General features: G+C 52.4%; 8 protein-coding genes. 7 read left to right on the plus strand and 1 reads right to left on the minus strand.

Features of this window, described 5'->3' with window-relative positions:
* A partial coding sequence (locus LAT75_RS12250; protein WP_363320568.1) for a glutaminase occupies positions 1 to 922 on the plus strand: 922 nt, incomplete at its 5' end.
* A gap of 286 nt (positions 923 to 1,208) precedes the next feature.
* Positions 1,209 to 4,169 (plus strand): PAS domain S-box protein, encoded by a 2,961-nt coding sequence (locus LAT75_RS12255; protein ID WP_291482959.1) that lies wholly within the window; start codon positions 1,209 to 1,211, stop codon positions 4,167 to 4,169.
* Positions 4,170 to 4,271: 102 nt separating this feature from the next.
* Here LAT75_RS12255 and LAT75_RS12260 read toward each other — a convergent pair whose 3' ends face one another.
* Positions 4,272 to 5,852, minus strand: coding sequence for an amidohydrolase family protein (locus tag LAT75_RS12260; protein ID WP_363320569.1), 1,581 nt, complete (start codon positions 5,850 to 5,852; stop codon positions 4,272 to 4,274).
* A gap of 495 nt (positions 5,853 to 6,347) precedes the next feature.
* On the opposite strand from LAT75_RS12260, the gene LAT75_RS12265 reads away from it, so the two are divergent.
* The 5 genes from LAT75_RS12265 to LAT75_RS12285 form a co-directional block, all read left to right on the plus strand.
* A complete protein-coding gene (locus LAT75_RS12265) occupies positions 6,348 to 10,244 on the plus strand; it encodes a S8/S53 family peptidase (RefSeq protein WP_291482961.1) in 3,897 nt (1,298 codons plus the stop codon).
* A gap of 253 nt (positions 10,245 to 10,497) precedes the next feature.
* Positions 10,498 to 11,226, plus strand: a complete 729-nt coding sequence (locus LAT75_RS12270) for a hypothetical protein (RefSeq protein ID WP_291482962.1) — start codon at positions 10,498 to 10,500, stop codon at positions 11,224 to 11,226.
* A 159-nt stretch (positions 11,227 to 11,385) separates the two neighbouring features.
* Positions 11,386 to 13,059, plus strand: a complete 1,674-nt coding sequence (locus LAT75_RS12275; RefSeq protein WP_291482963.1) for a hypothetical protein — start codon at positions 11,386 to 11,388, stop codon at positions 13,057 to 13,059.
* Between the two features lie 410 nt (positions 13,060 to 13,469).
* On the plus strand, positions 13,470 to 13,949 hold the full coding sequence (locus LAT75_RS12280) for a hypothetical protein (RefSeq protein WP_291482964.1): 480 nt from the start codon (positions 13,470 to 13,472) through the stop codon (positions 13,947 to 13,949).
* 153 nt (positions 13,950 to 14,102) lie between these two features.
* Positions 14,103 to 14,860: hypothetical protein (locus LAT75_RS12285; RefSeq protein ID WP_291482965.1), on the plus strand; the 758-nt coding region annotated here is incomplete at its 3' end.

Here is a 14,860-nt window from a genome sequence, read left to right on the forward strand (position 1 = left end):
AAGCACTATGAATTACGGTGAAATCATTTCCGGTATATATGAAGGTCTTCTGAGGCAGCCACCGCAGGGTGAGGCGGCGGCCTACATTCCGGAGCTTGCGAAGGTTAACCCGGATTGCTTCGGCGTGCATCTGAGCACAACAAGCGGAGCGGAGTTTGCTGCCGGCGACAGCCTCACGCCGTTCTCGGTACAGAGCATCACCAAAGTGCTTGCCCTAACGATGGCTTTTGACCTTGAGGGCACGGCCTTATGGCAGCGGGTAGGTGTTGAGCCTTCAGGTACGCCCTTCAACTCGCTTGTGCAGCTTGAGTACGAAAACGGCATTCCGAGAAACCCGCTCATCAACTCCGGTGCAATGGTTGTCTGTGACGTGCTGATGAAGCATCTGCCGGATCCTGAGGGCGGATTTCTGAAATTTGTACAGGCACTCACGGGAGATGCCGCGATACGGTATAACCCAACGGTTGCGGCTTCAGAGCGCTCACACGGCTACCGGAATGCCGCCCTCATCAACCTTATGAAATCATTTGGAAACATTTTGTACGAACCGGAGCGGGTGCTTCAGTTCTATTTTATGCAGTGCGCCCTTGAAATGAACTGCCGTCAGCTTTCCCGCACCTTTTTGCTGTACGCAGGGCATGGCCGGGCCCCGGCTGACGGCCGGCAGGTGCTTTCAGTGAGCAAAACCAAGCGCATCAATGCTATCATGCAAACCTGCGGTTTTTATGATGAGTCCGGTGATTTCACCTTTAAAGTCGGGCTGCCCGGCAAAAGCGGAGTAGGCGGAGGTATTGCAGCCGTACACCCCGGTTTGTTTAGCGTAGCTGTGTGGAGCCCGAGGCTGAATAAAAAGGGGAACTCAGTGAGGGGCATTCAGTTTCTGGAAGAACTGACCACCCGCACAGGTTCCTCTGTTTTCTGATCCGCGTACGGCTTTGTTATTTATGTAAATTATAAGAAATCAATATGATGTGGAATGCCCCGGATTCAGCTTGACGGAGGGTTCCGCAGCTTTCAGAGACAGCTGCGCGGCTGAAGAAGCACACTGTGCCTTTGAGAGGGTTCCGCCGCTTGGTACTTATCCTGATGTGGTATTAACGGTATCTTTTGCTTAATATACAATATTACTAACCAGCTGTTCAGGTATAAAAGCCAGCCATGAAGATTGTTAGGGTAATAAATAAGCAGACTCGATATTTTTTTAAAATATGCCCGAAATAGACAAGAATATTAGCAGCTATATCCCAAAAGTAATGCAGCAGTCACAGATGTACGCTGTTATTGCTACAGACATGCAGGGGTGTTTTATTTATGTGAACAACTGCTTTAAGCAGCGGTTCAGGCATATAAACGCGCATTTTGAAGGGCAGCCGTTCAGCCACAGTATTCATCCGGAAGACAACCCCAAAGCTATGCGCGCCGCTGAGCAATGCATCCGGAATCCCGGCAGCCCGGTTATCGTTACGCTGCGGAAACCCGGGCCTGAGCCAGGCACCTTCATTATGACTCGCTGGGAGTTTTCCCTGATTACAGATAATGACCAAAATCCGCTCGGTATTCTTGCGGTTGGGCACGATGCAACCGAAGAGGAAATCAACCGGCAACAGCTTCAGGAATCAAAGCTCCGGCTTCGGGCGATTCTCGACAGCACGACAGACAGCAACCTGCTGATCAGCTCTGATTATAAAATTTTATCCTTCAATAAGGCAGCATGGGAAGCATCAAAGCTGGTTTTTGGTAAGCCTGTTTATGAGGGGGCGGATATTTTTGAGTTTGTGTTGCCGGCTGACAAAGAAGATTTTTTAAGAGATTCCGCACTGGTTTTGAAAGGTATTTCCTCTGCACACGACAGGCAGATAAACGGCTATTGGTTTCAGTTCCGGTACTACCCCGTGTATGATAAGGCTGGCAGCATAACGGGCTTCACCCTTAATACAACTTTTATTGACGAGCGCAAAAAAGCAGAGGAGTACCGCCGCGCCCTGCTTAGAAGTCTGCCCGACGATCTTTACGTAATACGTACCGACGGAGTAATAACCGATGCGCGGGTAAATCAGCAAAGCGGAAATTTCCGTGAAGCAGGAATTACCGGAAAACAGCTGGATACCCTGTTTGAAAGTAATACGTCCGAAAATCTGATGCTCCAGGTAAGGGCCGCTGTTGCTGAAAACCGACCAGGAGAGCTCGCATTTTCCGTTTTTAAAAACGGAGAAAACCACCATTACGAAGCGCGTATTTCCCCGTTTGAAACCGATAAAGCCATGGTGCTGCTTCGTGATGTGAGCCAAAGGGTGCGGGCGGCAGAGGAGCGCGAAAAAGTTGCACGCTATATGGCGCAGGTAAGCAGGAATGCCCCGGGCGTAATTTATCAGTACCGGCTAAGGCCCGACGGCAGTTCTTATTTCCCTTTCGCAAGCGAAGGGATTTTCAAGCTGTTTGATGTAAGCCCAGAACAGCTCGAAACCGATGCCATGCATGTGCTGCAACATATTCATCCCGACGATCAGCAGGCGTATCACGAATCGGTGCGCGCATCGGCGCAAAGCCTGGAAAACTGGGAGCATACCTTTCGGATTATTCATAAGTCGGGCAGGGAAATCTGGCTTGAGGGCAAATCTACCCCGCAGCGGGAGGCTGACGGCAGTGTGGTCTGGAATGGCTACATCCATAATGTTACCGAGCGAACCCTGGCCGCCGCCCGCCTCAACGAATCGAAAGAAGCGCTTCGCAAAAGCGAGGCCAAATACCGGAAAATGGTAGAGCTGCTATCCGAGGGCATCATTGTGCATGAAGTTGCTGAGCAGAATCCCATTTCAGAATGCAATGCATCCGCTGCCCGCATACTGGGCCTTACCAGAGAGGAACTCCTGTACCTTACTTCATTTGATTCCCGCTGGGATGCCCTCAACGACGACGGCACGCCGGCCCGCCCGGAAGACCATCCTTCGGTTATCACCATGCGAACCGGCGAGCCCGTGCGCAATGCCATTATGGGCGTTAGAAAACCTGACGGCGATCGGGTCTGGATACTGATTAACAGCGAACCCATCACCGATCCGAAAACCCAAAAGCCCCGGCAGGTGCTGGTTTCTTTTACCGATATAACCGAATTCCGCTACGCAGAAGACGAAATCAAAAAAAGCGAGCAGCGCATGCGCAACCTGCTCGAACTGCAAACCTGCTACGTGATTCGAACCGATATTAAAGGGCGTTACACCTATGTTAACCCCAAATATCTGGATAGCTTCGGACATTTATATCCCGAAAGCGGAAGTGAAAAACCGGCATATCTTGGTGCCGACTCCCTCGATTCGATCATTCCGGAAGACTGGCCAAAGGTTTATCAGGTAATCCAAAACCTGATTGCCGAACCCTCAAAAGTGATTCAGGTTGATATTCGTAAACCGCTGGAAAACGGCGAAATTGCCTATACCCTGTGGGATTTTAGCACCATATCAGGCAGAGACGGGCATATTCATGAAATTCAGTGTGTCGGCATCGATTATACCGACCGGAAGGAGCAGGAGCGCATTATCGAGGAAAGTGAACACAAGCTGCAGCAAACCATTGAGTCCATCCCGGATCCCATGCTGATTTTCGATGAGGATTTCCGCATTCAGTTCGTGAATGAAAAATTTGAGGAGCTCTACGGCTATACCGAACAGGAAGTGCTGGGCAAAACCATGGATTTTCTGATTGATGAAAAGTACAGTGAAGGTCACCGCCTAAAACAAGAGCGCTATCTTAATGAAGGCGGAAAAAATGTAAGGATGGATTTCTTCCTGCCAACAAGCGGCAAAGGCGACAAAGAAATTGTCGTTAATGCGAGCCTCAACACGTTTTTAGCCGGCGGGAAAAAATCCATCATTGTAATTCTGCAGGATGTAACCGAGCTGAAAATGCGGCAGGACATCATCCTTCGCCAAAATGAAACCCTGCGGAAAATTGCATGGAAGCAGTCGCACGAGCTCCGCAGGCCTGTGGCCAATATTCTGGGGCTGTGCAATATTTTTGATGAGTTCCAGGACAAATCGCCCGCTGAGCAGCAGAATGTGATCACCTGGCTGCAGCAGTCGGTTCAGGAGCTTGATACCATCATCCGTGAAACGGTAAAACAGGCAAACGAGAGCGAGTTCAGCCTCCGCCCGCCGGAAGGTTACAGAGGCTGATACCTCACACGTCTTCTCAGTAGTAAAAAAAGTTGTGTTTTGTTTTTAGGGTGATGGCTTCACGGCAGCACATCACCCCGTGCTGTACAAAATTTTTGAGCGCTATTCTTCGAGGGTTCCGGGCAGGTAGATTTCATAGTCGAGCCGCTCTTTTTCGAGGCGGACCATCTCCCGTACATTCCGCAACAGCTCCTGCGCATCGTAAACAATGCCGTCTTTGATGGTGTAGCGCACGCCGCCCCGGCGCTCCGGCCGGTTATCCGCGCTGATGCGCAGCACGCCGGTGCCGTACAGCACTTTGAGGTCTTCGAGGGGGTTGCCGTTCACCAGCACGAGGTCGGCAAGCTTGCCCGGCTCTACGGTTCCGATTTCGCCGGCCATGCCCAAGGCTTCGGCCCCTTTGAGCGAAGCCGATTGCAGCACCTCCAGCGGATGAAAACCTGCCTCACGCAGCATCTCCAGCTCCCGGATGAAGCCAAAACCGTAAATCTGGAAAATATAGCCGGAGTCAGAGCCGGTTGCCACGCGCCCGCCCCGGTTTTTGTAGTCGTTCACGAAAGCCATCCACCGCCGGTAGTTATCCTTCCACAATACCTCCTGCTCGATGCCCCAGTTGAACCAGTAGGAGCCGTGCGCGATACGGTTGGGCTGGAAGAACTCCCAGAGCGAAGGCAGGGTGTAGTCGCGGTGCCACTCGGCGGTGTAGGCACGCATCAGGTCGCGGTTGGCGTCGTAGATATTGAAGGTCGGCACCAGGGTGAAATCGCGGTCGAGCAGGGTTTGCATCACATATTCGTAGCGCGGCGTACCGGGACCCGCGGCCTGCGCCCAGAGCCGGCCGGCTTCTTCGAAGCGGTGCTGCTCGTTCATGTAGTTGTAGTCGAGGCGGTAGTGCTGTATGGTGCGGTCCTGAAAAAGGGCTTCGGGCAGGCCGTACCAGTGCTCCATGGTTGTGAGGCCGAGCGCAGAGGAATCCAGCACGTTCATCCAGGCCACATTCAGCTGTGCGTGATGCGCCGCCGAGCCAAGACCGTGCCGGTTGGCCTCTTCCAGGGCCGCGGCCATGAGGTCGGGCCTGAGTCCGAAAAACTTGATGCCGTCGCCGCCCTGCTGTGCCAGCTGCCGCACCCAGCCGCGCGCCTGCTCCGGCGTAGTGATCGGCCCCTGATGGCCCCGCCCGAAGCTCAGGTACACGTGCAGCCGGGGCGCGGTGATTTCGTTGCGCGCACTGCGCGCTTTCTGATGCAGCGACCACTCCAGGCCGTTGTAGCTGCCGGGATCGCGTACCGTTGTGATGCCGTGCGCCAGCCACAGTTTGAAGACGTACTCCGCCGGTGTGCCCTGCGCGCTGCCGCCCATGTGCCCGTGCATATCCACGAAGCCGGGCAGGATGTACAGGCCTTCCGCATCGATTTCGCGGGTGTTTTCATCGGCTGCGGGCCTGCGGCTTTCGTTAACCGGCACCCCGGGGTAGCCCACATTCACGATGTTGGCGATGCGGTTGCCTTCAATTACGATATCGACCGGACCCGTAGGCGGCGCCCCGGTTCCGCTGATGAGCGTGCCGCCGCGGATGATGAGCCGGGTGAAGGGCCCCTCGCCCTCACTGCGGTCAGGAGCGGGTGCAACCTGCGCAGCGGCCTGCGGAACAAGCCCGGAGACCGGAGTGAGGGAAGTGAGCATCCCCAGAAAAAGAAACAGCGGAACAAAAAGCTTCATGGCAAATTTATTTTGGATGAAAGTGCTGAAAGTTGAGGGAATATAACCGGATTTTGCTTTTGGAAAAGCTGCGGCTGTGTTTGGAATGCACAAGCGGGATAAGACCGGCGGCTTTGAATCCCGGCCGTAAAGCTCGTAACGCAACGGGCACCGGCTGTTTGCCGCGGCGTTTTTTTCGGAAAGACGCACTTCAGCCCGAAAAAAGGCCTCTTAAAGTTCCTGCTAACCTACTGCTGCACTTACAGTAACGGAAGCAGCGGCACGGCGGAATCTTGCGCTTTCTGATCTCAATCCGGCTCATTTCTTTCCCCCAAAAAAACACCATCTATTTCTGTAAATTGGTTCACCTTCATGGTAGCAGCTAACCCGTTTTAAATGTTTCAAAAGTTAAACTTTATGCTTCAGTCTGTGCCCCCTCGCCGCATTGTTCTGTTTTTGGTGTTTTTTACCATACTTCTCATGCCTTTTCATTCCGGCACGTCTCAGCTCGCTGCACAGAGCGGCTTTGCTGAAAACGCCGGTTCCAAACCGGGCACCGCCCTGTTGCAGCAGGCGCGGGATACCGGAGAGATTTATGTAATCGTGCATTTTGCGGCTTCATTCAGTGCCGAGGCTATCGAAAGCCGGCCGCAGCGTGCGGCGCAACTCACAGCAGTTGCGGTGGTACGCGATGGCCTGCTTGCCCGGCAGCAGCAGGCGGTACTTCAGCTCAACCGTACCTACCGGTACATTCCGCATGTGGCCATAACAACCAATGCAGCCGGTCTTGAAGCCCTGCTTGCCGATGAGCAGGTGCTCGGCGTTTATGCCGATCTTACCGCAAGCCGGCAGATGGATGTGAGCAACGGCATCATAGGTTCACCGGCAGTCTGGAACTCCGGCTATACCGGCACAGGAACCGTAGTTGCCGTACTTGATGACGGCTTTGATTCTGAGCACCCGCACTTCAGCGGGCGGGTTGCCGGAGAGGCCTGCTTCTCAACCAACGCCGGAGGGCGCACCTCACTGTGCCCGGAGGGTCAGCCGGAGGTGATCGGGGAAGGAGCTGCCGGTGCCTGCGCAAACTGCGATCACGGTATTCATGTAGCCGGTATTGTTACCGGAAGCGGAACCAACGCCGGGCGTGACATTAAAGGCGTCGCAAAAGATGCAGGGGTGCTTGGCATTCAGGTTTTTGGCGTTAATGAAAACAATGAAACAGACGCCAGGTTTTCCGACATCATAAAAGGGCTCGAATGGACACTGGACCAAAAAATAGAAGAAAATCTGAATGTTGTTGCAGCTAACATGAGTCTTGGAGGGGGCCGGTTTTTTAATATTTGTGATGCTTCATTACCGGCACTTAAAGATATTGCTGATTTGCTTACACAGGCGAATATCGCCGTTATCGCAGCCTCGGGGAATGATGGTTTTACCGACTCAATGTCCATCCCGGCCTGTATTTCAAGCATTATCTCTGTGGGGAATACCGAAACCGGGAAATATGCAGGTACGGTTTTGGATCGTGTAAGGAGCACATCAAACACAGCCCCCTTTCTGGACTTGTTTGCACCGGGGCAGATCATCGAATCTGCTGTAAACAACGCAGCCTATGGTGCCAAAGGCGGAACTTCTATGGCAGCACCGCACGTAGCCGGTGCCTGGGCGCTGATACGGCAAAAGTACCCAAACGCGCCCGTTGTTACCGTTTTGCAGATGCTGCAGGACACAGGCGTACAAATCACTGACACCCGGAATAATATCAACCTGACTTTTTCGCGCATTCAGGCGGATGATGCCATGCTCGGAGCGCCTGTTATCTCAGCGGGTTTGTCTCACACAAGTTTCAGAGCTACAGCAAACAGCAGCTACAGCCTCAGCCTGACCCTTCAAAATACGGGTGAGCGCATGCTTCAGGCACAGCTTACCGATGTGCCGGGCGGAGGAAGTCTGCGCATGGCAGCTCACCCGCATCATGCTCTGCAACAAAGCGCGAACCGGCAGGGTGTGCTGCCCGCAGGAGGTGAGGCTTCGCTGTCGGGAAACCGGCTGACGCATCACATCAGCGGCCTGAGCGGGACCCCGCTGCACGGGCTTCATGCCGGATTGCCGCACGAACCGCAGCAGTGTGCCATGCCGGTAGCCCCGCCTTTCTGGAACAGCCGCAGCGGTGTGCTCGATTATATCTGGACGAATGATCCCCCGGGGAATCTGTACGGGAGTAATCTTCGCGGCAACGAAGCCTTTGCCCAGCATTTCCCGATTGCTGAACCAATCTTGTTAAAGGGGATAGATGTGCTGATCGGCAGGAAAGCCGGCTCTGCTGGCACGGCTCTGTTTCAGGTGCTGGATTTTAACTCCAAAAGCGTTCTGAAATCTGTTTCAGTGCCCATGGATGAGTTGCCGGACGGCTTTTCGAGATCCCATATCCCGTTCCCCGAGCCCCTCACCGCAGATGCAGATATCCTGGTTGTGCTTGATGTCACTGGGTTTGATACCCATGATCCGCCCGCTTACGATTTTGTGCTGCTTTCCTCCATCATTGGTGATATCAGTGCGCCTGCTGAGCCTACGCAGATCCGTGACGAATCCGGCTGGCGAACCGGTTTTATGCATGAAATCGGTTTTTTCCTGTGCACCGATACTCAGCCGGGCTTCACAATTAGTTACACGGCTACTTCTGCAAATATAGCCGAAAACGAGGCGGAGCAGATTCAGCTTACCCTGAACATGGGCGATGTTAACCCCGGTACCTACGAACGCACCCTGCAAATTTACTCCAACGATCCTCTGAATCCGGTTTATGAAATTCCGGTTACTGTGCAGGTAGAAGAAAGCTTTGCAGGAACCTTTGAGGGGCCTGATGAAGCCTGGCGCTTTGTTGGTTCGCCCGTGGCGGGTGCCACTTATGCGGAGCTGCTGGCTCCGGTATGGACACAGGGCTCCGCCGGTTCTGACGCACCAAGCGGCGACCCGACCGTGCTTTTTTACAACGGAAGTGCTTTTGTACCGGTAGCCGATCTTGCTGAGGAAATGCCGGCCGGTGCGGGGCTTGCGGTGTATTTTTTCGGAGCGGACAACATCTCACAGCCGGATGTAATTACCTGGCCTAAAGTACTGCCGCTCAACGGATTTGAGCATCCGGGCGATGTGGACGTAAGTCCGCTGCTCAATCAGGGTACGGAGGTTTTCACCCTGCTTGGCAACCCTTTCAGTGAGCCAATAAGCTACGACGGCTTCATCCCGCCGGCACTGCCCGGTTCAAGCGGAATTGGTGACGTTATTTATGTTTATGACCACAATTTTAACCCTGACCCCTTCGCTGAGCCGGATCAGTCAGGCGGCTTGGCTGCCGGAGGCGGGTACAGGGCCTGGAACGGACTTGCGGGCAGCCTTGCAGGCGGTGAAATAGGGGCGTTTCAGTCGTTCTTTGTGTACAGTACCACAACGGGCGGATCCTCGCTCACGATTCCGCAAACGGCGCGGGTACCGGCAGGCGGAGAAACGCGGCCGCAGTCAGATCCGGTGCTGCAGCTTGGGGCGAGAGTGAACGGCCGTGAAGCCGACGACCTCTGGCTTAGCTTCAGCGATACCGGAAGCTTTAGCAGAAACCCGAAAGACGCGGTGATGCTGTGGCCGCTCGACTACGCCCCGTTCCTGGTGCTCTACACCCTGCCACAGACTGATGCGGATGCGGATACTGCCCCTGACGCCCTCACCATCAAAAACCTGCCTTCCGAAACAGACGAAAGTATTTCACTGCCGCTGTTCATTCAGGCCTGGCAGCCGGGTACTACCGGTTGGCAGCCGCTTTCGGGTGATGCGGAAATGAAGTGGCTGCATACCGAAACCCTGCCCGAAAATCATGATTTCGTGCTGGAAGACCTTCACACCGGCACACGCATCAATCTGCGTGACAACCCGGCTTACAGCTTTTATCTCGATATGGGGGCAGGGGGACGTACTGCGGCACTGCCGCCTGACCCGCGCCAAAACAAAACCCTTAAAAAGGTAGTAGTGCCGGCAGCCGGCCTCACCGCTGAAGGCGCGCGCTTTTTACTGCACATCGATCCGCAGCCGCTGTCAGACACGGAAACGCCCTCAGACCTGCCGGCAGAGGTACAGCTTTCGCAGAATTACCCCAACCCGTTCAATCCGGCAACGGTAATCAGCTATGCGCTGCCGGCGCCGGCAGATGTGCGTCTTGAAGTCTTCAACGTGCAGGGGCAGCGGGTTGCGGTGCTTCAACAGGGCAGGCAGGCGGCCGGTATGCATCAGGTGCAGTTTGATGCGTCAGCCCTCAGCAGCGGACTCTACCTTTACCGGCTGCAAACAGGAGAGACGGCCATCACCCGTAAAATGATGTTCCTTAAGTAAGTGGTTTCAGCTAAAAGCAGCTGAAACCGGCAAGATGCAGCGCGTCTATCCTAACGGTCTGTTTTGAATACATCTGAGCAGCCTGCTATGTTTACAGGCGTCATCATTTTAAAAAAACCTCATAATGAGGCGCTAAAGGGCTGTTTTGCTGAGTGAAAGTTATTGTAAAAAATATGTTTACAATCTTGTTCGTATGGTCGTTAGGGTGTATAATGATAATTCGTTTAACTTTTAATATTTACTTAATTAACCTATGAAGTTTACAGAAAGGAAATTATCCTTTGCCGATGGGTATTTTATATCAGCATTCGGCCTGCTGTGTCTGATTCAGATGCTATGGATTGTAAATCCTGTGCATGCTCAATTCATGGATAACCGTTCTTTTGGCCTGGGCGTGTATGCCGGCACAACCGGAATTGGTGGTGAAGCTGCAACAAACATCAGCAACGACTTCACGTTTCGCCTTGGGTTTTCTGCCTTTGGTCTGAATGTGTCAGAAACGGTTGATGATGACCCGTCAATGGATATAGACGGCAAAATGCGGCTGAACAGTTTATCAGCACTGGTAGATTATTTCCCGGTAAACGGCCGCGGGTTTAAGCTTACTGCCGGCCTGATTTACCACAACCTTGATGTTAGTGCTGATGCGATTCCGATTGAATCGTACACTATGAATAAAGGGCGTGATAACGAAAGAACTTTTGCTCCGGAACGCCTGGGTTCCTTATCCATGAATCTGGAATACCCGAATAAATTAATGCCTTACCTGGGCTTAGGGTTCGGCAATATGGTGAGTACAGGTTCCCCGCTTACATTTATGTTTAATCTTGGCCTGATGTACAGTGGTGCGCCCAAACTTACAATGGAAGGAGAAGGGATGATAGCTCCGACCGTCGATCATGCTATCAGTATTCAGGAAGGTCTGAATGTTTTTAACTGGTACCCGGTAATGCAGGTAGGACTTAGCTACCGCATTCGTTAATAATCGATTACGAACGAACCCGGCTTTCAGAGCCGGCTGTGTTTCGCAAATTTGCTTCAACCAAACAAAATAACAGGACAGCCCCGCTGCTGCCGGTATGAAACCATGAGCCTTTACAGGGGCAGACAGTCGGGAATAATTCTACATATCGCTTTAAAAATGAAAACAAAACTATCTGTTATAATTCTTTTCCTTACGCTTGCTGCTATGGCCTGCGATACGGCAAAGCTGACCGACGCTATCGATAACTTCGCGCCGGTAATCGGGCTTGAGCCCATCAACACAACCGGGGTGGTACAGCTTTCTGATGCGGCTACCGGTGATCTCATTACAGCCCGTACTACAGTAAGCTTTGAAAGCTTATCCGGCGGCTCAGTAATCGATATGTACAGCGACCCGCTGCTAAGCGTGCGCGTGAACAACGGTTTTGTAAACTTTGGGGTCTCCAACGATCTTGAGCCTTCCGAAGACAACCCGGTACGTGTACGGATGCGCTTTGAAGCAAACGGATATCAGACACTCACCCGCCGTTTTCTGCTCACAGAAACCGGCACATCAGACTTCACAGCCCGTATGGTTCGCACAAGCAACCCGCCATCAGGAGTGATTATTGGCACCGGTTCCGGCGGCAACAGTTCCGAAAGTGGTGAAGTAGAAGGCGATGTTGTTATCCGCCCAAGCGGCCCTACAGGTAGCGGAGTAAATCCGACTTCACCCGAAACGGAAGTGAAAATTGCTCAGGGGTCAATACTGACCGATGCAAGCGGCGCGGTGCTTACCGGTGCCCTTACCGTATCGACACAGTTCTATGATCCAACTGTAGGTCAGGCGCTGAATGCCCTGCCAGATGAGTTAAGAGATGCAGCTGAATCAAGAAACGGCCTTGTGCTTACTGCAGCTGAAATGAGCATTACCGATGCTTCAGGCCGCCGTGCTGCCCGCATTGGTACAGGTACTGCCGGAAGACCATTGCCGGGCAACGCAGTACTGAACAACGAAGAGGCACCGGGCGATGAGTACCTCATTGAGTTTGTGCTGCCGAATGAAGTTGTTGAAGAGTACCTGCAGGTGCTTCAGCTGGCTATTCTGAATGCCGAAGAGGATGGAAGCTTTGAATTTATAGATCTTACTGAGCTTATTGGCACAATCGTGACTGTAGCTCCGGCTGAAACGGAAGGCTACACCCTTATAAGCATTCAGATGAACAGCGAGCTGCCGTTTCAGTACATGCTGCTTGCCGGGCTAGACGGCCTTGTGTGCAGCGGCGTAATCAATGTTAACCGCAATGGTAACAGCGGCTCGCTTAGTTTCGAAGCTTCACAGAACGGTGCGTTTTATTCCGGCAGTATTTTGCAGGGGCGCAACAGCATAACGGTTCAGGGCATTCTTCCCGGTTCATACAAGGTTTCCGTTAATGCCGCACAGAGCACTGCAACCATCGAGTCACATGATTTTTGCCAAAACGGAGATGTTACGGTAGATCTGCCTGCTCCACCACCAAACACAATAGATGCCACCGTTGATCTTGTGCTCCAGTGTACCAACCCTTCTGAGCGCCTGCGCGTAACTTCTATACCAGGGGCAACGGTACAGTATCGTGCCGAAGGTGCCCCCTCCGGAACAATCTGGCGGACCGCAACCGGCCTTGAATTTGACTACAACCCGGCAAGTCAGGCCCTTCGCGGCGGTACATTTGTGATGAACAGCGTACTGAAGGATACCTCCTACGATGTGAAGATTCTGTACGATACAGAAACAGAAGAGGGCGTCGTAACGGTAACCGGGGAGCGCTTTACCCATACCGAGATTATCGACAGTGATATCTGCGGATAATTTTTCCTGACCCAACCCTTTGGTTTCGTTAATTAACTGCCAAAAGGTTTGTACGAGATGCGAAAAAGGCAACAGACCTGTGAATGGTCTGTTGCCTTTTTTTATGTGAGGGTAGTTACGTTCATAAATAACAAAGCTGAGTCAGCCAGATATTTTAATTGCTTCACCGGTTGACGGCAGGGCATTATGAGCTGCTGGCAGCATGCAAAATTAAATATCTGATCACAGTTTGGTACTTGTTCCGGCCTAACTCAGGGGCGTGTGCTGATGAAGCTGAGCCCCTCACCAAAACGTCGAGGTGGTATCAGTGTTGGTTTATGATTATTCAAAAATAAATAACATATTCTTTATAGGCTGGACTATGGGGCTTGCCTGCTTAATAATTTTTTTGAATCTCAAATCTAAGACTGATGAATAGAAGAGCTGCTTTAACTGCTTTAGTGATTATGCTTGCCTCTATGGCCTGTGATTCGGCAAAACTGACCGACGCCATTGATAACTTTGCACCGGTAATCGGGCTTGAGCCCGTCAATACAACGGGTGTGGTGCAACTCACTGATGCGGCAACCGGAGAGCTGATAACGGCCCGCACAACGGTTACTTTCGAGAGCCTTTCCGGCGGTTCAGTAATTGACATGTACAGCGACCCGCTGCAAAGCGTGCGTGTGAACAACGGTTTTGTAAACTTTGGGGTCTCAAATGACCTTGAGCCTTCAGAAGACAATCCGGTTAGGGTTCGCATGCAGTTTTCGGCACCCGGCTACAAGGCTATAACCCGTAGTTTTGACCTTACTGAAACGGGAACCTCAGAATTTTTTGCCAGGATGGTTCGCACCAATAACCCGCCACCGGGGGTCGTATTCAGAACCGAAAGCGCGGGTAACAGCTAGGCAAATGGCGAAATCGGCGAAGATCTCGTCATTCGGCCCGGCGGCATGCCCGGCAGCGGTCTGAATCCCGATTCCCCTGAAGTTAGCATAACACTATCACAGGGAACGCGGCTAACCGATGCACTTGGAGTCCCGCTTACCGGTGTTTTAACCGTGGCAACAGAGTATTATGACACAAGTGAACGTGATGCAATGATTGTACTCCCTGAGACATTCAGGGAAGTAGCTGAAGATCTGAATGCTTTGGTGCTTGGTGCTGCATCAATGCGCATAACAGATGAAACAGGGCGATCAGCTGACAGGCTGAGCAGTGCGAGTGCCGGGAACGCTGCACGTCTTAATAACAGCGGTGAGCATGAAGAAGAAAGCCCGTTAGAATTATTCTTTTCAGTTTCAGAATCGCTTCTTGATGAATTCTTCGCCGGAAATATGGAACTGTACCTTGCCCTGTTTTATGACGATGATCAGGAAGGTGCAGCGAGACCCGGTGACGTACCGGTTTCTCAGGCAGGGTATGAAGTCAGGCAGGTGAACGTTAAGCGCACAACAGATAATCAGAACCCGGCTGTAATCCCTGCAGGTGTGGTAGTTACATTGCCCCTCAATGAATCCAACATAAGGATTCCCGAAAGGCCGGATACCGGTCGCTTAGGACTTGTTTATGTGTTTTTTCCTATCGCAAATTTAACGGCACCAACTTCGATTGGTTTGTTTCAGTCCTCTGGTCAAATTATTAACGGAACCATCAATGTTGATCGCAACGGCCATACAGGGATACTTTTGGTTCAGGCTGAACGACACGGCCGAATTACACCCGCAATTATTTCCGCGGGCCAAAGCAGTTCTATCAGTACGTTTCTACCGGGTTTCTATAGTCTGACGGTTTCAAACCCCGCAGAAGTAATAAACAA

Origin of the sequence: Cyclonatronum sp. (assembly GCF_022565315.1) — a bacterium.
Taxonomy (GTDB): Bacteria; Bacteroidota; Rhodothermia; order Balneolales; family Cyclonatronaceae; genus Cyclonatronum.